The organism is Pseudomonas sp. GL_103, assembly GCF_057835175.1.
In genome coordinates this window covers 126426-149444 of the sequence record NZ_CM174420.1, presented here as the reverse complement: position 1 = coordinate 149444, position 23019 = coordinate 126426, and the positions used below count along the sequence as shown (strand labels likewise).

The window sequence follows — 23019 nt, the reverse complement described above, 5'->3', positions numbered from 1 at the left end:
CTCAACATCTTTGTTGGCTGACCTGCCGCTATCGCGAGCAAGCTCGCTCCCACAGGGGGTCAGCGGTGACTTTCAGGTTGCGCGGCCAGCCACGTTTCATCACAGCAGGACTTCAGCGTTTCCCGCAGCCAGCGGTGGGCCGGATCCTTGTCGAAGCGCGGATGCCAGGCCTGGGTCAGCATCAAGGTCGGCAACGGGATCGGCAAATCGAACGAGCGCAGCTTCAACCCCAACCGTCGCACACTCAGCAAGGCTTCCTTGGGCACCGGCAGAATCAGGTCGGAATCGGGCAAGGCAAACATCGCCGCATGAAAGCTCGGCGCGATCACCGCCACCCGCCGCTCCAGCCCCAGGGCATTGAGCGCGGTATCGATCGGCCCCCGGGCAATGCCGCGCCGGGACATGCTGATATGCGAGAACCCCGCGTAACGCTCCGCCGTGATCTCATCGTCCAACAGCGGATGATCCTCGCGCACCAGGCCAACGAAGTGGGTGGAAAACAGGTTCTGAATCTTCACCTCCGGGGTCAACGGCCGGGTGTTGCTGACGCTCAGATCGATCCGCCCTTCGCGCAACGCCTCATCATCGCCATCGCCTTCCGGGACGAAACGCAACTCGCAGTGCGGCGCCTGCCGGTCGAGGGTGTCGAACAGCCTGCCGCCGTAGACGCCGACAAAGAAGTCGTTGGCCCGAATACTGAACCGCCGCCGCAGCGAACTCAGCTCCACCGCATCGGCCGAACGAAACAGCAACCCGGCCTGCTCCACAACGCTGCGCACCTGCTCGCGCAATTCCAGCGCCTTGGGGGTCGGCACCAGGCCACGGCCGGCGCGCACCAGGATCGGATCGCCAATGGCTTCGCGGATTCGCGTCAACGTCCGGCTCATGGCCGCCGGGCTCAGGTTCATCCGCCGCGCGGCGCCCACCACACTGCCCTCGTCGAGCAAGGCATCGAGGGCGACCAACAGGTTCATGTCTGGGAGTTGCATGGTGAGCACTCGTGTCTGGTCTTGGTTGAGTCAGATGCAATGCTAGCAAACATCCTCCGAATGATGCTTTGACTGGACCGGCCCATTCGCGGGCAAGCCCGCTCCCACAGTGGATCTTCGGCGAACATAGACTTTGCGTTCAACATAGAACCCTGTGGGAGCGGGCTTGCCCGCGAAAGCGGCCGAACTATCAACACATCCATTCGCGCTAGCCCATAGAAACAACTCACACCACTATCAGTCCTGATAGTTCTCAAGCCTGGCTCAAGCGAGTAAAACCCAAGGCCTGCCCCACTTCCCCGAAGCTTCCGATATGAGCCAAGCCAAACCTGATGAACCAGTCACCCGCAGCGAACCCCGGGTAGTGCTGCTGGCAACCGATCGCAGCCAATCCATCATTGGCGAAATCGTCGATGGCCAGACCAGAACCATCGCCTACTCAGCTTACGGCGAGCAGTCCGCGCAGCAGAAAATCGAGACACAGCTGGGATTCAATGGCCAATTGCGTGAAGCGGATATCGGTTGGTATTTGCTGGGCAACGGTTACCGCGCCTACAACCCGCGGTTGATGCGCTTTCACAGTCCGGACAGCTGGAGTCCGTTTCGTGGGGGTGGGTTGAATGCGTATATGTATTGCGTGGGGGATCCGGTAAATCGGGTGGACCCGACGGGGCATATCTGGCAAACCTTGATTGCCAAGGCACGTAAGCTGGCTTCGGAATTTCATTTGCCCAATTATGTTGCTGTTCCAGTACCCAAAAATCTCGTGAGCATTTCAGCCGGTGCTAACGCAGCCCGCGCAATACAAAGAGGCCGGACGTTTGAGAAAACACATGACATGTCCGCGCTTGCTGACGCTGGTGACTATATTGGCGGCAATAAGCCCAAGATCGATTGGGGAAACGATGGGGGTGATCCAGGCCCAGTACAACGACCCAGTGAACCTATACAGCCCGGTCTTCTTGGATCTTCCTTTTTTGCCTCGCCTCAAGGGTCATCGGGTGGGCGCGTACCACGAGCGACAAACTCGAGCGCTCCTCGCCAGGCCGGTAGCAGCACAGGTGGAAGGCCGGCTAACTCTGAAGGGCTACCGACCTATAACCAGGCAATGTCTGGCGGCATGTACTCGAATAAAGACACTTTAGCTGCGGGGCTCAACCCTCAGGAATATAAGGTCTACCGCATGGAACAGCAGCCGCCACAGTATGAAAACCTCAATATTGCAGCACCTCATCCAGCACCGGTTGTTCAGCAGATTCCCGTTCAGCCATTGCCAGCTGTAGAGGTTGTAAACAGAAATGCACAGGTGCGGCGTGGCCAAACGCTGAGGAGAACAAATGCCCATGACCGTCGCTAGAGTCAAGGAACCTGATTGCATTTGCCAACGCGCCATTCGCAATTTTTACCGCACCATCCCCCACCGCCTAACCGTCACCCGCTCCAACGAATCAAACACCAGGTTCTCCACCAGCAAACCAATCAGAATCACCACCGCCAACCCGGCAAACACCTTGTCCGTGTACAGCTCATTGCGATTCTGAAAGATGTACCAGCCCAACCCGCCTTTCCCGCTGGTCGCACCAAACACCAGCTCAGCGGCAATCAACGTCCGCCAGGCAAACGCCCAGCCGATTTTCAGCCCGGCGAGGATTGACGGCAGTGCCGCCGGGATCAGGATGAACAGTACGAAACGCATGCCCTTGAGCCCGTAGTTGCGCCCGGCCATGCGCAGGGTTTCCGAGACGCCGAGGAAGCCGGCGTAGGTGTTCAGCGCCAGTGCCCAGAGCACCGAATGCACCAGCACGAAAATCAGGCTGTTCTGGCCCAATCCAAACCACAGCAGCGCCAGCGGCAGCAAGGCGATGGCCGGCAAGGGGTTGAACATCGAGGTCAGGGTACTGAGCAGATCGCGACCGAATTGCGTCGACACCGCCAGTGTGGTCAGCGCAAACGCCAGGACGATGCCGATCAGGTAGCCCTTGAGCAACACCACCAGGGAAATCCACACCTTGCCCAGCAATTCACCGCTGAGCAGGCCGTCGTACAACGCGTGTGCGGTTTGCACAAAACTCGGCAGCAGCAGGTCGTTGTTCTGATAGCGCGCAACGGCTTCCCAGAGCACTGCGAGCAAAATCAGGATCAGGCTTTTGCGCAGCCAACCTTGCTGCCACAGTCGTTGGCCCAAGGGTAATTCCCGCTCCAGCGGCACGCTGGTCAGTGGCTGCAAAGCCGTTTCGAACTCTTCACGCGGGGATGATAAATGGCTCATCGGGCCCTCCTCTCAACTGGCTCAATAAGCGATGCGGATGTCGGCGAAATCCAGTTCATGTTCGGCGTGCGGTGATTGACCTTCGTCGAACAGCAGCCGGTGAATATGTCGCGCCGACTCCTGAAACGCCACACCGCCGAGGCTGTGCAAATCGTATTGGTGGCTGTGGACTTCCGCCCTCACCCGGCCCGGATGGGGCGACAGCAACAGAATGCGATTACCCACCACCAGCGCCTCTTCGATAGAGTGCGTGACGAACAGCAGCGTGAAACGCACCTCCTCCCAGAGCAGCAGCAATTCTTCCTGCATCTTGCGCCGGGTCAGGGCATCGAGCGCGGCAAAGGGTTCGTCCATCAACAGGATTTTCGGCTGCATCGCCAGCGCCCGGGCGATGGCGACCCGGGCCTTCATCCCACCTGACAAGGTGTGCGGATAAGCCTCGGCAAACGCCGCCAGGCCGACCTTTTCCAGATAGTGCAGCGCTCGCTCTTCGGCCTCCCTGCGCTTGAGGGTTTCCGAGGCCAGAAGCGGAAACATCACGTTCTGCTTCACGGTTTTCCACGGCGGCAGTTGATCGAACTCCTGGAACACCACGATCCGGTCCGGTCCCGGCGCAATGACGCGCTGGCCTTGCAGACGGATCTCGCCTTCCACTGGCTGGATGAAGCCGGCGGCGGCCTTGAGCAACGTCGACTTGCCACAGCCGGACGGCCCGAGCAGGACGAAGCGGTCCGCCGGATCGATCTCGAAACTGACTTGATGGGTCGCCCGCACCACCCGCTGCGGCGTGCGGTATTCGAGGCTGACGTTATCGACCGACAGCAGCGCCTGGGCTGCCGCGATCGGTTTGCTGACCGTGTGGCCTTGCAAAGGGGCGTTCATTTCGGTCAGCTCCCTTGCAGCGGCTTGGCGTCCTGGAAGAAGTAGTCCTTCCACGAATCCGGTTTGTTTTTGATTGCGCCGACGCGGTAGAGGAACTCGGCCAACGGGTAAGTGTTTTTCGGCGTGACGCTGAATTCGAACTGCGGGTTGTCGATGATTTTCAGCAACGCGGCGCGGTCGATTTTGGCCTTGGTAACGCGGATATAAGTGTCGGCTGCCGCGCCCTTATCGTTCTGCGCGAATTGCGCCGCTTCGGTCAGTGCATCGATAAACGCCTTGTAGGTTTTCGGGTTCTCATTGCGGAATTTCTCGGTGGCGAACAGTACCGTCGGCGAGTTCGGACCGAGCAGGTCATAGGTGTTCAGCACCACGTGCACATTGGGGTTGGCCAGTTCCTGATCCTGGAACGGCGGGTTGGAAAAGTGCCCGCTCAGCTCGGTGCCGCCAGCCACCAGCGCAGCCGTGGCATCAGGATGTGGAACGGCGATGGTGTACTTGTCGAGGCGATTGAACTCCTTGTCACCCCACTGTTTGGCCGCCGCGTATTGCAGGAAGCGCGACTGCACCGACACGCCCACCGCCGGCACCGCGATGCGGTCCTTCTCGGTGAAGTCGGCGATGGTTTTGACCTTGGGGTTATTGCTCACCAGGTAGTACGGAAAGTTACCCAGGGAAGCAACGGCTTTTACGTTCTGCTTGCCGTGGGTGCGATCCCAGATGGTCAGCAGTGGGCCGACACCGGCACCGGCAATGTCGATCGAGCCCGACAGCAACGCGTCATTGACCGCCGCGCCGCCGGAGAGCTGGGTCCAGTCGACCTTGATGTCGATACCCTCCTGCTTGCCGTACTTCTCGATCAGGCTCTGATCGCGCACCACATTGAGCAACAAGTAAACGATGCCGAACTGTTCGGCAATGCGGATTTCACCTTCGGCGTGGGCCACGGTCGGCGCCACCAGGCTGCCGGCGATCAGGCTGAAACCCAGGCCGATGGCCGCGGCCAGCGGTGCGAATGGAAGACGTTTGGACATGATCAGATCTCCGACAAATCAGAAAGGCGCGTCGCCCTGGATGGTGGTGCGAAACAGCTTGCGGCGCAGATGGCTTGGGCATCCGGCGGCGAGGTGGATCAGCGAACGGTTGTCCCAGAACACCAGGTCATGGGGCTGCCATTGATGGCGGTAGATGTTTTGCGGCAGAACGCTGTGGGCGTAGAGCTCGGTCAGCAGTTGCTGGCTCTCGTCTTCCGGCAGGCCAACGATGCGGGTGGTGAACCCTTCGCTGACGAACAACGCCTTGCGACCGTTTTCCGGGTGGGTACGCACGACCGGGTGCACCACTTCGGCGACTTGGGCGAGCTGTTCCGGGGTCAGGGTCGGGCGCCAGTTGCCTTCGAATTTGGTCTCGCTGTAACGCGCCGTGTAGGAGTGCGCCGCCGAGCGGCCTTCCACCGCTTTGCGCAACGCGAGCGGTAGGCTGTCCCAGGCTTTGTGCATGTCGGCGAACAATGTGTCGCCGCCTTCTGACGGCAGCTCCTGGGCATGCAGCATCGAGCCCAGGCTCGGCAGCTCCTTATAAGAAAGATCGGAGTGCCAGAACTTGCCGGCGTCACCCAGGCCGATGTTCTGGCCGTTTTCGACGATGTTGGAAACGATGAGGATTTCCGGATGCCCCGCCAGCAGGAACTGCTTGAGCACATGGATCTGCAACACACCAAAACGGCGGCTGAAATCGATCTGTTGCTCAGGGGTTATGTGCTGGTCGCGGAACACCACCACGTGATGATCCAGGTGGGCGCGGTGAATGCGGGAAAAATCGTCATCATTGATCGGGCGGGACAGGTCGAGACCGATGATCTCGGCGCCCACCGCTCCGCTGAACGGGCGGATTTCAAAGAGTTGTGGCGCGATGCTTGGCGAAGCTGAAGCTGCAGACATAAATCACTCCCACGCACGGCACGCTCAAAGGCGCGCGCGTCGATCAGAAACTCACGGAGGTCCCGTGTTGGTTCGTGTCGTGCGGCGCGCCGATTGGTCGGCAGGTACGCAGGAGATTGACTTTATAGATATAAGAATTGAAATTTAAATACCGTTAATGAATAACGATATGGCGATTGCTAAGGGGATGGGGGAATCGTGGTGTGACGTTATTTGTCACTTTCTGACAGGGTTGTGGTGTTTTGGCGGACGCTATCGCGAGCAAGCTCGCTCCCACAGGGGGTCGGTGGAAACACAAAAATTGCGTTTCAACACAGATCCAGTGTGGGAGCGAGCTTGCTCGCGATGAGGCCAGTTGCCTCAATGAAGATCTAGCGCTCGTGCAGCGCCTCGGCTCGCGCCCGGACGATCGGCTTGAGCAAGTAGCTCAGCACGGTCTTCTTGCCGGTGATGATGTCCACGGAAGCCACCATCCCCGGAATGATCAGCAACGGCTTTTCATCGGTGCCCAAGTGGCTGCGGTCGGTGCGCAGCTTGATGATGTAGTAGGTGGTCTTCTTGTCTTCGTCGGTGATGGTGTCGGCGCCGATCTGCTCCAGCTTGGCCTTCAACCCGCCGTAGATGGTGTAGTCATAGGCGGTGAATTTCACCGTCGCTTCTTGTCCCGGATGCAGGAACGCGATGTCCTGCGGGCGGATTTTTGCCTCGACCAGCAAGGTGTCGTCCAGCGGCACGATTTCCACCAGGTCGCTGCCTGGCTGGATAACCCCGCCGATGGTATTGACCAGCAACTTGTTGACGATACCCCGCACAGGCGAAGTGACCAGCGTCCGGCTGACCCGGTCCTCCAGGGCCTTGCCGGTGGCCTGGGCCTTGTTCAGGTCGGTGCGTGCTTCGTTGAGTTGGGTCAGGGCTTCGCTACGGAACTTGCCACGGGTTTCATCGACCTTGCGCTGCACTTCCTTGATTGCCGATTCGGCACGCGGAATGGCCAGGGTGGTGGCGTCGAGCTGCCCACGGGTCTCCGCTTCGGCACGCCTGAGACGCAGGACTTCTACCGGCGATACCGCGCCCTGGGCCACCAACGGCTCGGACATGCTGATTTCCTGACGCTGGAAGCCCAATTGCTGGCGATACTGCGCCTGCTTGGAAGTGAATTCGCGCAGCTCTTGCTGGCGCTGGATCAGCTGCTCCTGCAAGCCGCCAATCTCATCGTGCAACTGTTGGCGACGACTTATATAGAGCGATTCTTCACTCTTGGCCTGACCCGGCACGGCCTTGAGCACATCCTCGGGGAAGCTCAGCGGGCGGTCTTCGACCTCGGCGCTCAGGCGTTCGACCCGCAACAGCATCGACAACCGATCGGCCTCGGTTTCGCCGACGTTCGAAGCAAATCGCGTGTCGTCCAGGCGAATCAGCGGCGCGCCGGCTTCGACGATCTGGCCTTCCTTGACGAACAGCTCGGCAACGATACCGCCTTCAAGGTTCTGGATTTTCTGGATCTTCGACGATGGAATCGCCTTGCCGTCGCCCTTGGTCACTTCGTCGATGACCGCGAAGTTGGCCCAGAGCATCAGGAACACAAAGAACGCGATGATCGCCCAGATCGTCAGCCGCACCACCCGTGGCGCATCCTCGATCAGCGCCTTGTTGACCTCCGGCAGCGGCTGGCCCTGAAGTGAAGCAGAGCCTTTGAAGTAGCGACGGATCGAATCCTTACCCGACTTAAGCAACACTGATCTGCCCCTTCTTCAACGCTTCCATCACCGCGGCTTTCGGGCCGTCGGCGAGTATCTGCCCGCGGTCGATCACGATCAGCCGATCCACCAGCGATAACAGCGATGCCCGGTGCGTCACCAGCACCATGGTCTTGTTTTCGATCACCGCCGCCAGGCGCTGCTTGAGGCGCTCTTCACCGGTGTTGTCCATGGCGCTTGTCGGCTCGTCGAGCAGCAGGATCGGCGGGTTGAGCAACAATGCACGGGCCAGGGCGACGTTTTGCCGTTGACCACCGGAGAGGTTCTGCCCGCGCTCGCCGACTTGCAGCTCATAGCCCTGCGGATGCAGGCGCGCATATTCGTGGACGCCGGCCAGCTCTGCCGCTTGCAGCACCAGTTCGTCCTCGACATACCGCGCGCCGGAAACCAGGTTGTCGCGCAAGGTGCCGGCGAGCAACTGTATGTCCTGGGGCACGTAGCCGATGTTGTAGCGCAGTTCGCTGACGTCGATCTGACGGATATCCACACCATCGACCAACAGCGCGCCGTCATCCGGCTGATACAGCCCCACCAGCAATTTCGCCAGCGAGCTCTTGCCCGAGCCGCTTCGGCCAATGATGCCGACTTTCTCGCCGGGATGAATCAACAGGTTGATGTTCTTCAGCGCCAGGTTCTGCTGTTGCGGGTAGGTGAAGTTGAGCTGGCGGCACTCAATACCGCCCTGCAGCACCTTGCGGCTGAGCGGACGTTCTTCGAAATTGCGCTCCTGGGGCAGCTCCATCATCTGGTCGACCGAGGTCATGGTCACCCGCGCCTGTTGATAACGAGTCAGCAGCCCGGACAGTGATGCCAGCGGGCTGAGCGCACGGCCACTGAGCATGTAGCAGGCAATCAGACCGCCCATGCTCAGGTGACCGTCGATGATCTGGTAAACGCCGAAGACGATCATGATCACCCCGGCCAGCTGCTGGATCAGCAAGGTGATGTTCATCGCCAGGCCAGAGAGCATTTTCACCCGCAACTCAAGACGACTGAGGGTGCCGATGGTCTGCTCCCACTGATACTGGCGTTCGCTTTCGGCGTTGTTGACCTTCACCGCATCCAGGCCGGCCAGGGTTTCGATCAGGCTCGACTGACGCTCGGCCCCCAGCGCCATGGTCCGCTCCATGGTCGCCACCAGGGGTTTCTGCAAGGCATAGCCGATGGCCAGGGCGATCGGGAATGCCAGCACCGGTATCCACACCAGATGTCCGCCGAGGATCGCGATGACGATGAAAATCAGAATCGTGAACGGCAGGTCGATCAGGCTGGTCAGTGTCAGCGAGGCGAGGAAGTCCCGCAGGCTCTGGAACTCATGGATGTTCTGGGCAAAGCTGCCGACCCGCGCCGGCCGGTATTTCATGGCCATACCGACGATGCGCTCGAACAGCGTGGCCGAGATGATCAGGTCGGTTTTCTTGCCGGCCAGATCCAGGCACAGGCTACGCAGGCTTTTCAGGATCAGGTCGAACAGGTAGGCGCCGGTGATGCCGAGTGCCAGCACCCAGAGCGTCGCTTCGGCCTGGTTCGGCACGACGCGGTCGTAGACGTTCATCACGAACAACGGCGCGGCCATGGCAATGATGTTGATCAGAAAGCTGGCGGCGATGGCGTCGGCGTACAACCAGCGCGAACGCTTGAGGGTGTCGCGGAACCACGAGCGCGCACGCGGAATCAGCGTGCCGTGGTTGACGTCGAACTTGTGCTGCGGCTGGGCGAAAAAGACCTTGCCGGTGTAGTCGTCGGCGAGCAGCTCACGGCTGACCAGGGACTCACCGCCATCGCTTTCGCTGAGCAGTACCCGCACCTGATCTTCGCCTTGCCAGCCGAGCAGGACGGCACTGCGACCGTCCTTGAGCAGCAGCAATGCCGGCATCGCAATCGCCGGAATATCCTCCAGCTTGCGTTGCAGCACCCGGCCTTGCAGCCCCGCGCGAGCGGCCGCACGAGGCAGCAACTCGACAGTCAAGCGCTGCTCGAACAACGGCAGGCCGGTGGTCAGCATTGCCGCGCTGGCAGGTTTCTGGTGCAGCATGCAAAGAGCGAGCAGACCATCCAGCAACGGATCGTCATGCAACGCGCGCGGATCATGAATGAGTTGAACCCGACTGACTTCTGATTCCACGCTCGGCACTCTTGGCTAACAATTGAACAACGAAGGTCCTGCTCAATTCATACCGGGCAATTGGACCTTGGGCTTCACGTCGTTCTGCACAACGGATGCCAATGGTGCGACCACTCCCTGGCTCTTGAGCAACTCGCCCATGGTCGCCTTGATTCGGTACTGAGTAAATAACTGAATGTTCTTGATCTCCGCCAGACGGCGAGAAGAGGTGAACAGTTCGTTCTCACTGTCGAGCAAATCGAGCAGGGTACGCTCGCCGAGGCTGAACTGACGCTGGTAAGCGATACGCACGGCGGTGCTGTGATCGACGTATTGCTGGGCGATCGGCACCTGCGCGTTGGCATTGTTCAGGGCGTTCCAGGCCAAGCCCAGCTCTTCATTCAATTGGCGCAGGGCGTTGTTGCGGATATCCAGCGCCTGGTTCGACAGGTAGGACTTGGATTCCAGATCGGCCTTGTTGCTGCCGCCGGAATACAGGTTGAAGCGCATGCGCAGCATGGCTTGCCATTCGTTGTTGTGGCCGTTCTGACCATCAATGTCGTTGTCCGCGGAACGACCCAACTCAGCATCGAAGCGCGGGTAGAAAGTCGACTTGGCTGTGTCGTACTGCTTCTCGGCAGCGGCGATATCGGATTCGGCGGAGCGCAGGATCGGGCTGTTTTCCAGCATCTGCGCACGGGCTTCATTCAGGTTGGCCGGCATCAGCGCCATGAAACTCGCCGGGCGCTCCAGTTGATCCGGCATCTGGCCGACAGCGGAGAGGTAGTTGGTTTCGGCGTCAGCCAGGTTGGTCTGCTCGGTGATCAGGTTGTTGCGCGCCTGGGCCATCCGCGCCTCGGCCTGATCGAGGTCGGCGCCGCTGCCGACGCCACGCTGGGTGCGCAGCTGGATCTGGTCGTAAATGCGTTGGTGGCTCTTGAGATTTTCCTCGGCCAGACGCACGAATTCACGGCGGGTCAGCACGTCGAGATAGACCTGGGCCACGGTCAGCCCGGTACGCTCGGAGGTACTCAGCAGCGAGTAGGCGCGGGAATTGACGGTGGCTTGTTGACGCCCTACTTCGCTGGACGTCGCAAAACCGTCAAAGACCATTTGGGTCAGTCGCAAACTTGATTCACTGCGATTCAGGGTTTCGAAGTGATTGTTGCCGTCGTCTCGCGTCGTCACGCTATCGGTGCCTTCACGACCATAACCGCCCAGCAGGTCGACCCGTGGCAAGTACCCACCTTTCGCCGCCTTCAACTGATAGTCCGCAGCCAGCCGGCTGTTGACGCCTGCCTGGACCTCCGGATGGACATCCAGCGCTTGTTGCATGGCTTCTGGTAAGGATTGCGCCTGGATGAATGACGCGGAAAGGACGAAAGGTAGAGCCATGAACAAAGGCAAACGCATTGTAGGAATTTCCCAGGACTTCTTGTCTTGAATCACAGCAAAAGAACGCGCTGTGTCGGAAGATGGCAAGCGGAATGACCGTATGTCGGAAAGTTCAAAAGCGGAACTGGATCACATACCGAGGACAGGTCACAGCTCAAATATCAATGTGACATTACTGGGACGATTGTTTAGGATGGGACCCAGAAGGTCAATAGTTTGGCATAAAGTTAATAGCGAAAAAATATAGCCAAAATATTGACTAATTGCAGCGTCAAACTTGTGCATCTATTTTGCAATGTACGTCCAGACTGGTCGGCGCAGACGCCATCAGGTCTATGGAAGTCAACTGAACGTGACACCCCGGAGAGTCTTCAATGAGCAGTGTTGTTGCCATCGTCAAAAGCATTGTCGGTCAGGTTTTCGTGGTGTCCCCAGAGGGCATCCGCCGCGTTCTCGTTGAAGGCGACAAGCTGTTTGCCGGCGATCAGATCGATACCGGCCTTTCCGGTGCCGTGTCCCTGGAACTGGCCGATGGCCGCACCCTGGATCTGGGCCGTGACACCCAGTGGAGCGCTGACGCCCCGGACTCCGGCACTGATCTGGCAGCCGCCACCGCGCAGGCCGCGCCGTCGGTTGAAGAGCTGCAACAAGCCATTGTCGCCGGTGCCGACCCGACCAAAGACCTTGAAGCCACGGCGGCGGGTCCGACGGCGTCGGGTTCTGGTGGTGCCGCCGGTGGTGGTCACAGTTTCGTGACGCTCGACGCTACGGCTGGTCGCGTCGACCCGACCATTGGCTTCCCGACCGCGGGTATCAACTCTGCCGGGCAAACCACCCTGGAAATCCCGGGTAGCCAGACCACCAACGCCAACGTTAACGCCAACGCCAATACCCCGAGTGAATCAGTCCTCAGCCTCAGTGCCACGCCGACCATCACCGAGGCCGGTGGCGTGCTGGTGTACACCGCGACCTTGACCCAGGCGCCGCTGAGTGACCTGACCGTTACCTTGTCCAACGGCGCCGTGATCGTGATTCCCGCAGGCTCGACCACCGGCACCGTCAACGTGCCATTGGCTGCGAACGACACTGTCTATAACGACGCGACCCAGATCGAAGTAACTGTCACCGGCACCAGCGGCGGCAGCGGCATCACAGTAACGCCGCCGACTACCCCGGCCGTGACCCAGGTCACCGATACCGTCGACACCACCACGGTCACCCTGACGGCCGGCAATACCGTCACCGAAGGTGGCCAGATCACCTACACCGCGACACTGACCAATCCGGCGCAGACGCCAGTAACCGTCACTCTGTCCAACGGTTCGACCATTACCATTGCCGCCGGCCAGACCAGCGGCAGCGTCAACGTGCCGACTGCGGCCAATGACGTTTATGTCAACGGCAGCACCGTCAGCACCACCATCACCGGCACCAGCGGCGGCAACTTCGAAAACCTGGTGCCCAACACCACGCCGGCCGTGACCACTATCACCGACTCCGTGGACAACACCGGCCTGACCCTGACGGCCACCGGCACCATCACCGAAGGCGGTCAGATCACCTACACCGCGACCCTGACCAACCCGGCCGGCACGCCGGTGACCGTGACCTTGAGCAACGGCTCGGTCATTACCATCGAGGCGGGCCAGACCAGCGGCAACGTCGTGGTCGAGACCCCGGCCAATGATGTTTACGTGAATGGCAGCACCGTCAGCACCACCATCACCGGCACCAGCGGCGGCAACTTCGAAAACCTGGTGCCCAACACCGCGCCGGCCGTGACCACCATCTCCGACTCCGTGGACAACACCGGGCTGACCCTCACCGCCACCGGCACCATCACCGAAGGCGGCCAGATCACCTACACGGCGACCCTGAGCAACCCGGCCGGCACGCCGATGACCGTGACCTTGAGCAATGGCTCGGTCATTACCATCGAGGCGGGCCAGACCAGCGGCAGCGTCAACGTGCCGACTGCGGCCAATGACGTTTATGTCAACGGCAGCACCGTCAGCACCACCATCACCGGCACCACCGGCGGCAACTTCGAAAACCTGGTGCCCAACACCACGCCAGCCGTGACCACTATCACCGACTCCGTGGACAACACCGGCCTGACCCTGACGGCCACCGGTAACATCACCGAAGGCGGTCAGATCACCTACACCGCGACCCTGACCAACCCGGCCGGCACGCCGATGACCGTGACCTTGAGCAATGGCTCGGTCATTACCATCGAAGCGGGCCAGACCAGCGGCAGCGTCAATGTGCCGACTGCGGCCAACGACGTTTATGTCAACGGCAGCACCGTCAGCACCACCATCACCGGCACCAGCGGCGGCAACTTCGAAAACCTGGTGCCCAACACCGCGCCGGCCGTGACCACCATCTCCGACTCCGTGGACAACACCGGACTGACCCTTACGGCCACCGGCACCATCACCGAAGGCGGCCAGATCACCTACACCGCGACCCTGAGCAACCCGGCCGGCACGCCGATGACCGTGACCTTGAGCAATGGCTCGGTCATTACCATCGAAGCGGGCCAGACCAGCGGCAGCGTGAACGTGCCGACTGCGGCCAATGACGTTTATGTCAACGGCAGCACCGTCAGCACCACCATCACCGGCACCACCGGCGGCAACTTCGAAAACCTGGTGCCGAACACCACCCCGGCGGTGACCACCATCACCGATTCCGTGGACAACACCGGCCTGACCCTGACGGCCACCGGCACCATCACCGAAGGCGGTCAGATCACCTACACCGCGACCTTGAGCAATCCGGCCGGCACACCGATGACCGTGACCTTGAGCAATGGCTCGGTCATTACCATCGAGGCAGGCCAGACCAGCGGCAACGTCGTGGTCGAGACCCCGGCCAACGACGTTTACGTGAATGGCAGCACCGTCAGCACCACCATCACCAGTACCACCGGCGGCAACTTCGAAAACCTGGTGCCCAACACCGCGCCGGCCGTGACCACCATCTCCGACTCCGTGGACAACACCGGGCTGAGCCTCACCGCCACCGGCAACATCACCGAAGGCGGTCAGATCACCTATACGGCGACCCTGAGCAACCCGGCCGGCACACCGATGACCGTGACCTTGAGCAATGGCTCGGTCATTACCATCGAGGCGGGCCAGACCAGCGGCAGCGTCAACGTGCCGACTGCGGCCAACGACGTTTACGTGAATGGCAGCACCGTCAGCACCACCATCACCGGCACCAGCGGCGGCAACTTCGAAAACCTGGTGCTCAATAACACTCCAGCAGTCACCACGATTTCCGATGTGATCGACAAGGTTACCGTTACCATCGAAAGCGCTGGTCCGGTGCTGGAGAACCAGGCACCGACTTTCACCATCAAACTCGACCAGAAGCTGGATCACGACCTTAAGGTGACACTCAGCAACGGCCAGACTGTGGTCATCGCCGCAGGCGCAACTCAAGTTGGCTATGCATTGCCGGCGCAAGGTGATGACGTCTACAAGGATGGCGGCAGCGCCTCGCTGGGTATCGCTGATGCTAGCGTTGCCGGTAAGACGTTTGAGAATCTGGTCATTGGCGGTCCTGCGTCGGTTGCTATCAACGACACCGTCAGCGAAGTCATCGCGACCCTGACCGCGGACAAATCCACCGTGGCTGAAGGCGGTTCGGTCACCTACACCGTGACCCTGACCAACGCGGCCGGTCTGCCGATCAATAACCACGGCCCGTTGGAGTTCACCCTCTCCGACGGCACCAAAATTACCGTCCCGGCCAATACCGCGACCGGCACGGCGACCATCGCCGCTGCCGACGACGTCTTCACTGGCGGCCAGGCGCCGATCGTCAACAAACTCGAGAGCGTCACTGGCGCAGACAACTTCGAAAAACTGACCCTGAGCCAGACCGAAGTCGAGACCGCCGTCACTGACGAGCCCGGCTCGGGCACCCCGAGCGACAACCAGGGCGACCAGGTCACCGTCAGCATTGAAGGCAATGGCGGCGTGCAGGAAAACGTCGCCCCGACCTTCACCGTCAAGGTCGACCAGAAGCTCGACCATGACCTCAAGGTCACCCTGAGCAACGGCGGCACCGTCACCATTGAAGCGGGCAAGTTGTCGGCCATCTACACCGCGCCGGTGCAGGGCGACGATGTCTACAACGACCCGAGCAACCTGAGCCTGACCGTCGATTCGGCCAGCGTCACCGGCAAGACCTTCGAAAACCTGGTGATCGACGGCACCGCGGCTAACGTGGCCATCACCGACACCGCCAGCGAAGTGATCGCGACCCTGACCGCGGACAAATCCACCGTGGCTGAAGACGGTTCGGTGACTTACACCGTGACCCTGACCAACGCGGCCGGTCTGTCGATCAATAACCACGGCCCGTTGGAATTCACGCTGTCCGATGGCACCAAAATTACCGTCCCGGCCAATACCACGACCGGTTCCGCCACCATCATCGCCAAGGATGACGTCTACACCGGCGGCCAGCCGTCCATCGTCAACAAACTGGAATCGGTCACTGGCGCGGACAACTTCGAAAAACTGACCCTGAGCCAGACCGAAGTCGAGACCACCGTCACTGACGAGCCCGGCTCGGGCACCCCGACCGACAACCAGGGCGACCAGGTCACCGTCAGCATTGAAGGCAATGGCGGCGTGCAGGAAAACCTCGCGCCAACCTTCACCGTCAAGGTCGACCAGAAGCTCGACCACGACCTCAAGGTCACCCTGAGCAACGGCGGCACCGTCACCATTGAAGCGGGCAAGTTGTCGGCCATCTACACCGCGCCGGTGCAGGGCGACGATGTCTACAACGACCCGAGCAACCTGAGCCTGACCGTCGATTCGGCCAGCGTCACCGGCAAGACCTTCGAAAACCTGGTGATCAACGGCACCGCGGCTAACGTGGCCATCACCGACACCGCCAGCGAAGTCATCGCCACCCTGACCGCGGACAAATCCACCGTGGCTGAAGGCGGTTCGGTCACCTACACCGTGACCCTGACCAACGCAGCGGGTCTGCCGATCAATAACCACGGCCCGTTGGAATTCACCCTCTCCGATGGCACAAAAGTCACCGTCCCGGCCAATACCACGACCGGTTCCGCCACCATCATCGCCAAGGATGACGTCTACACCGGCGGCCAGCCGTCCATCGTCAACAAACTGGAATCGGTCACTGGCGCGGACAACTTCGAAAAACTGACCTTGAGTCAGACCGAAGTCGAGACCGCCGTCACTGACGAGCCCGGCTCGGGCACCCCGAGCGACAACCAGGGCGACCAGGTCACCGTCAGCATTGAAGGCAATGGCGGCGTGCAGGAAAACGTCGCCCCGACCTTCACCGTCAAGGTCGACCAGAAGCTCGACCACGACCTCAAGGTCACCCTGAGCAACGGCGGCACCGTCACCATTGAAGCGGGCAAGTTGTCGGCCATCTACACCGCGCCGATGCAGGGCGACGATGTCTACAACGACCCGAGCAACCTGAGCCTGACCGTCGATTCGGCCAGCGTCACCGGCAAGACCTTCGAAAACCTGGTGATCGACGGCACCGCGGCTAACGTGGCCATCACCGACACCGCCAGCGAAGTGACTGCCACCCTGACCGCGGACAAATCCACCGTGGCTGAAGGCGGTTCGGTGACTTACACCGTGACCCTGACCAACGCGGCCGGTCTGTCGATCAATAACCACGGCCCGTTGGAATTCACCCTCTCCGATGGCACCAAAGTCACCGTTCCAGCCAATACCGCGACCGGTTCCGCCACCATCATCGCCAAGGATGACGTCTACACCGGCGGCCAGCCGTCCATCGTCAACAAACTGGAATCGGTCACTGGCGCGGACAACTTCGAAAAACTGACCCTGAGCCAGACCGAAGTCGAGACCACCGTCACTGACGAGCCCGGCTCGGGCACCCCGACCGACAACCAGGGCGACCAGGTCACCGTCAGCATTGAAGGCAATGGCGGCGTGCAGGAAAACCTCGCGCCAACCTTCACCGTCAAGGTCGACCAGAAGCTCGACCACGACCTCAAGGTCACCCTGAGCAACGGCGGCACCGTCACCATTGAAGCGGGCAAGTTGTCGGCCATCTACACCGCGCCGGTGCAGGGCGACGATGTCTACAACGACCCGAGCAACCTGAGCCTGACCGTCGATTCGGCCAGCGTCACCGGCAAGACCTTCGAAAACCTGGTGATCGACGGCACCGCGGCTAACGTGGCCATCACCGACACCGCCAGCGAAGTGATCGCGACCCTGACCGCGGACAAATCCACCGTGGCTGAAGACGGTTCGGTGACTTACACCGTGACCCTGACCAACGCGGCCGGTCTGTCGATCAATAACCACGGCCCGTTGGAATTCACGCTGTCCGATGGCACCAAAATTACCGTCCCGGCCAATACCACGACCGGTTCCGCCACCATCATCGCCAAGGATGACGTCTACACCGGCGGCCAGCCGTCCATCGTCAACAAACTGGAATCGGTCACTGGCGCGGACAACTTCGAAAAACTGACCCTGAGCCAGACCGAAGTCGAGACCACCGTCACTGACGAGCCCGGCTCGGGCACCCCGACCGACAACCAGGGCGACCAGGTCACCGTCAGCATTGAAGGCAATGGCGGCGTGCAGGAAAACCTCGCGCCAACCTTCACCGTCAAGGTCGACCAGAAGCTCGACCACGACCTCAAGGTCACCCTGAGCAACGGCGGCACCGTCACCATTGAAGCGGGCAAGTTGTCGGCCATCTACACCGCGCCGGTGCAGGGCGACGATGTCTACAACGACCCGAGCAACCTGAGCCTGACCGTCGATTCGGCCAGCGTCACCGGCAAGACCTTCGAAAACCTGGTGATCGACGGCACCGCGGCTAACGTGGCCATCACCGACACCGCCAGCGAAGTGATCGCGACCCTGACCGCGGACAAATCCACCGTGGCTGAAGACGGTTCGGTGACTTACACCGTGACCCTGACCAACGCGGCCGGTCTGTCGATCAATAACCACGGCCCGTTGGAATTCACGCTGTCCGATGGCACCAAAATTACCGTCCCGGCCAATACCACGACCGGTTCCGCCACCATCATCGCCAAGGATGACGTCTACACCGGCGGCCAGCCGTCCATCGTCAACAAACTGGAATCGGTCACTGGCGCGGACAACTTCGAAAAACTGACCTTGAGTCAGACCGAAGTCGAGACCGCCGTCACTGACGAGCCCGGCTCGGGCACCCCGAGCGACAACCAGGGCGACCAGGTCACCGTCAGCATTGAAGGCAATGGCGGCGTGCAGGAAAACGTCGCCCCGACCTTCACCGTCAAGGTCGACCAGAAGCTCGACCACGACCTCAAGGTCACCCTGAGCAACGGCGGCACCGTCACCATTGAAGCGGGCAAGTTGTCGGCCATCTACACCGCGCCGATGCAGGGCGACGATGTCTACAACGACCCGAGCAACCTGAGCCTGACCGTCGATTCGGCCAGCGTCACCGGCAAGACCTTCGAAAACCTGGTGATCGACGGCACCGCGGCTAACGTGGCCATCACCGACACCGCCAGCGAAGTGACTGCCACCCTGACCGCGGACAAATCCACCGTGGCTGAAGGCGGTTCGGTGACTTACACCGTGACCCTGACCAACGCGGCCGGTCTGTCGATCAATAACCACGGCCCGTTGGAATTCACCCTCTCCGATGGCACCAAAGTCACCGTTCCAGCCAATACCGCGACCGGTTCCGCCACCATCATCGCCAAGGATGACGTCTACACCGGCGGCCAGCCGTCCATCGTCAACAAACTGGAATCGGTCAGCGGCGCTGACAATTTCGAGAAGTTGACCCTGGGCAAGGACCAGTTCACCACCGCCGTCACCGACGAAGCAGGTTCGGGCACGCCGAATACGCCGGCCAACACCGGTGACGTCACCACCATCAGCATCTCGGGTGATACATCTGTCACCGAGGGTCAGGCAGCGCATTACACCCTCACGCTGACCAACCCGGCTCACGGTGAAGTGACCGTAACCCTGACCTACTCCGGCACAGCAGCCAATGGTGTGGACTTCACCGGTGTGACGACGGTCAAGATTCCGGCGAATGCCAGTGGCGTGCCGTTCGACATTTCGACCTTCGATGACCGGATCACCGAAAACACCGAAAACTTCGTGGTCAAGATCGACTCGGCCACCGGCGGTAACTTCGAGAACCTGGCAATCAGCGCGTCCAACGGCAGCGTCAGCACTTCGATCATCGACAACGATGCACCACCAGTACTGGACCTCGACGCCAACAACTCCAGCGGCGCCACCGAGGCCGATTACAAGGTGACGTTCACCGAAAACACTGCCGGTCCTGGCGTGTCGATCGGCGATACCGACCTGAGCATCACCGACCCGGACAGCACCTTGCTGACCGGCGCGACCATCGTGCTGACCAACCGTCAGGACGGCGATGCGCTGAACCTGGGCAACAGCGTCAACGGCATCACCATCAATGCCAACAGCACCAATGGCACCGTCACCTTGACCCTGTCGGGCAACGCGACGCTGGCCGACTACATGCAGCAGATCAAGAACATCACCTTCACCAACAACAGTGAAGATCCGAGCACCGTGCCGCGCATCATCACCGTGACGGTGACCGATGGCAGCAACTACTCCAACACCGCGACCACCACGGTCAACGTGGTGGCGGTCAATGACGCACCGGTCGTAGCACCGGTCAACGTCACCGGCACCGAAGACACGCCACTGACCCTCGGCTGGTCGACCTTCGGCGTCAGCGACGTCGACAGTCCGGCCACCAGCCTGGGCGTGAAAATCACCCAGCTGCCGGGCGAGGGCAAACTGCAGTACCTGGATGGTTCGACCTGGAAAGATGTCGCCGCTAACCAGACCTTCAGCAAAGCCGATATCGACGCTGGCAAACTGCGCTTCATGCCGGATGCCAACGAGTCGGGCGTGGACGGTTACGGCGGTACCAGCCTGGGCAACAACCAGGCCGACTACGCACAGATCAAGTTCCAGCCAACCGACGGCCAGGCACTGGGCAACACCGGCACGATCAAGATCGATATCACTCCAGTGGCGGATGCCCCGACCCTGAGCGTTGCCGACAACAGCGCGAGGTCCACCGGGTTGATCAAGGAAGTCTGGACCGGTCTGTCGGGCCTGGGCACCAGCGGCAGCGGCGCGAACTCGACCACGCTGAAAAACGTGATCGACGCCGCGGGTACACCGAACTCCAAGGGCACTGTGACCAACGTGCAGTCCGACGGTAGCGTGACCGCCGGTACGGCCTCGAAAACCTCCGGCCTGATCTACCTCGAAGCCGGCAAGACCTACACCTTCAGCGGTGTTGGCGATGACAGCCTGCTGGTGACCATCGGCGGCAAGAACGTCGCCGCGATCACCTGGGGCGCGGGTGGCAACCTCAATGGTTCGTACACCCCGACCACCAGTGGCTACTACACCCTGGACATCTACCACCACAACCAGAGTGGTCCGGGCAGCTATGACGTCAACCTGTCGGTCAATGGCAGCACGCCGATCGACCTGAGCAGTGCCGGCGTACCGATTTACACCGGCGTCTCGGACCTGGTGAATGCCGGCGTGACCGTGTCCGACTTGCACGGCACCAATGGCGAAGGCTACTACGACGGTTACAAACTCAATACCGGCGCCGAAGGCACCAGTGTGAAATTGTCCGCCATCACCACCGCGCTGACTGACACCGACGGCTCGGAAAGCCTGAGCCTGAAAATCAGCGGCATGCCGGTCGGCTCGGTGCTCACCGACAGCGCGGGACATACCTTCACGGTCACCGCGTCCAATGGCGAGGCCAATGTGACAGGCTGGAGCCTCGGTTCTCTGACCGTCACTCCACCACCGTACTACAACGGCCAGTTCAACCTGACCGTGACCTCGACCTCCACCGAGGCCCTGGGTGGTTCGGCCAGCAGCACTTCGCAGATTCCTGTGACCGTGTACCCGGCGACCTACAACGCCGTCACCGCCACCGCGGCCAATGACACCGTCACCGGCACCGACGGCAATGACATCATCGTCGCCGACATCGGCGGCCTGACCGTGGTGCCGGGCACCAACTACAACATCGCCTTCATGGTCGACAGCTCCGGCAGCATGAGTTCCTCGTCGATCAACTCGGCCAAGGACTCGCTGACGTCGGTGTTCAACACCCTCAAGCAAAGCCTGGGCAGCAACTCGGGTACGGTGAACATCTTCCTGGTGGACTTCGACACTCAGGTCAACAAGTCGGTGTCGGTGAACCTCAATGACTCGAATGCTCTGACTCAATTGAAAGAGACTCTGGACTCGATGTCATCCGGCGGCGGCACCAACTACGAGGACGTGTTCAAAACCACGGCCAACTGGTTCCAGAGTGCGGGCGCCGTGGCCAACACCGGGGCGAAGAACCTCACGTATTTCATCACCGACGGCAAGCCGACTTACTACCAGAGCGGCGAGTCGACCAACCCGACCCTGTATGGCAGCACCACACTCGATAGCCTGATCACCACCAGCAACTATCAGCTGGGTAAAGCGATCAGCCTGTTCCCCGACAGCACGCACCAGATCGACATTACCGCCTCGGGCCGAGTGACGGTCTGGACCAAGAGCAGCAACGACAACAATGGCAACAACGGCAATGGCAATGGCAATGGCAATGGCAATGGCAATGGCAACGGAGATAGCTGGTCATCCAAGGACTTCGGCTATCTGCATGCCCAGGGTGACGGTACCTACGAGTTCTCGGGTCGTGACGGCGACGGCAACAGTACCGACGGGGACACCACCAGCAACTCCACCGGCAGCTTTGCACTGCTGAGCAACCTGTCGAATGTCGAGGCCATTGGCCTCAACAGCGGAGTGAGCCTCAACGACCTGAAGCCGTACGACTCGAATCAAACGCCACAAACCAACATCGATCCGAAGGATCTGGCCAACTCGATCATTGGCCACACCGAAGCGACGATGCCGGGCAACGACACCGTCAGTGGTGGCGACGGCAACGACCTTCTGTTCGGCGACCTGGTGAGTTTCAACGGCATTGCCGGCGAGGGTTACCAGGCGATGCAAGCCTTCGTGGCACAGCAATCCGGCGTAGAGGTCAGCAAAGTCACCACCAGCAACGTGCACCAGTACATCACCGAGCATTACAACGCGTTCGATGTGTCCGGTGCCCATGACGGCAACGACACCCTGTTGGGCGGTGCGGGCAATGACATCCTCTTCGGCTCGGGTGGTAACGACAACCTCGACGGTGGCAAGGGCAACGACATCCTGATCGGTGGTTCCGGCGGTGATACCTTCGTCTGGAAAGCGGGCGACACCGGCAGCGACGTGATCAAGGACTTCAAGGCCAGCGAAGGCGACCGGATAGACCTGCGCGATCTGTTGCAGGGCGAAACCGGCAGCACCATCGACAACTTCCTGAAGATCAGCACGGTCGATGGCGTGTCGTCGCTGCAGGTCAGCTCGGCCGGCCAGTTCAACTCGGGCAACGCCGCAGCCGCCACGCCGGACGTGACGATCAAGCTCGAAGGCAACAACTGGTCTAGCGCCAACCTGCACAACCTGATTGCCGGTAGCGACCCGACTATCAAAATCGATCACAACAACAGCTGATGCGTGAAAACGGCCGCTCCCTATGGGGCGGC

10 protein-coding genes are annotated in these 23019 nt (G+C 60.7%); 2 read left to right on the top strand and 8 right to left on the bottom strand.

Annotated features, from left to right (window positions below):
• Positions 1-59: 59 nt before the first annotated feature.
• Entirely contained in the window at positions 60-989 is a 930-nt protein-coding gene (locus AC3IP0_RS00670; RefSeq protein WP_489326435.1) for a LysR family transcriptional regulator, read from the bottom strand.
• Between the two features lie 313 nt (positions 990-1302).
• Here AC3IP0_RS00670 and AC3IP0_RS00665 point away from each other — a divergent pair, with 313 nt between their 5' ends.
• Positions 1303-2346 (top strand): RHS repeat-associated core domain-containing protein, encoded by a 1044-nt coding sequence (locus AC3IP0_RS00665; protein ID WP_489326433.1) that lies wholly within the window; start codon positions 1303-1305, stop codon positions 2344-2346.
• Positions 2347-2391: 45 nt separating this feature from the next.
• On the opposite strand, the gene AC3IP0_RS00660 is transcribed toward AC3IP0_RS00665, so the two are convergent.
• From AC3IP0_RS00660 to AC3IP0_RS00630, 7 genes are all read right to left on the bottom strand, one after another.
• Complete coding sequence (locus AC3IP0_RS00660; protein WP_489326432.1) at positions 2392-3258, bottom strand: ABC transporter permease; 867 nt, start codon at positions 3256-3258, stop codon at positions 2392-2394.
• A 21-nt stretch (positions 3259-3279) separates the two neighbouring features.
• Positions 3280-4140, bottom strand: coding sequence for an ABC transporter ATP-binding protein (locus AC3IP0_RS00655; protein ID WP_489326431.1), 861 nt, complete (start codon positions 4138-4140; stop codon positions 3280-3282).
• A gap of 5 nt (positions 4141-4145) precedes the next feature.
• Positions 4146-5171 (bottom strand): ABC transporter substrate-binding protein, encoded by a 1026-nt coding sequence (locus AC3IP0_RS00650; protein WP_489326429.1) that lies wholly within the window; start codon positions 5169-5171, stop codon positions 4146-4148.
• A gap of 18 nt (positions 5172-5189) precedes the next feature.
• The gene (locus AC3IP0_RS00645) at positions 5190-6077 is read right to left on the bottom strand and encodes a TauD/TfdA dioxygenase family protein (protein ID WP_489326427.1); all 888 of its coding nucleotides are present in this window, start codon (positions 6075-6077) and stop codon (positions 5190-5192) included.
• A 371-nt stretch (positions 6078-6448) separates the two neighbouring features.
• Complete coding sequence (locus tag AC3IP0_RS00640) at positions 6449-7813, bottom strand: HlyD family type I secretion periplasmic adaptor subunit (RefSeq protein WP_489317853.1); 1365 nt, start codon at positions 7811-7813, stop codon at positions 6449-6451.
• Positions 7803-9959 carry a type I secretion system permease/ATPase gene (locus AC3IP0_RS00635; RefSeq protein ID WP_489326426.1) on the bottom strand — a complete coding sequence of 719 codons (2157 nt, stop codon included), beginning with the start codon at positions 9957-9959 and terminating at the stop codon, positions 7803-7805. The genes AC3IP0_RS00640 and AC3IP0_RS00635 overlap by 11 nt, the downstream gene beginning before the upstream one ends.
• 42 nt (positions 9960-10001) lie before the next feature.
• Positions 10002-11351: a TolC family outer membrane protein gene (locus AC3IP0_RS00630; protein ID WP_489317851.1), complete on the bottom strand. Its 1350-nt coding sequence runs from the start codon at positions 11349-11351 to the stop codon at positions 10002-10004.
• Between the two features lie 356 nt (positions 11352-11707).
• Between AC3IP0_RS00630 and AC3IP0_RS00625 the strand changes: the two genes are divergently transcribed.
• Complete coding sequence (locus AC3IP0_RS00625; RefSeq protein WP_489326425.1) at positions 11708-22987, top strand: retention module-containing protein; 11280 nt, start codon at positions 11708-11710, stop codon at positions 22985-22987.
• Positions 22988-23019 lie beyond the last annotated feature (32 nt).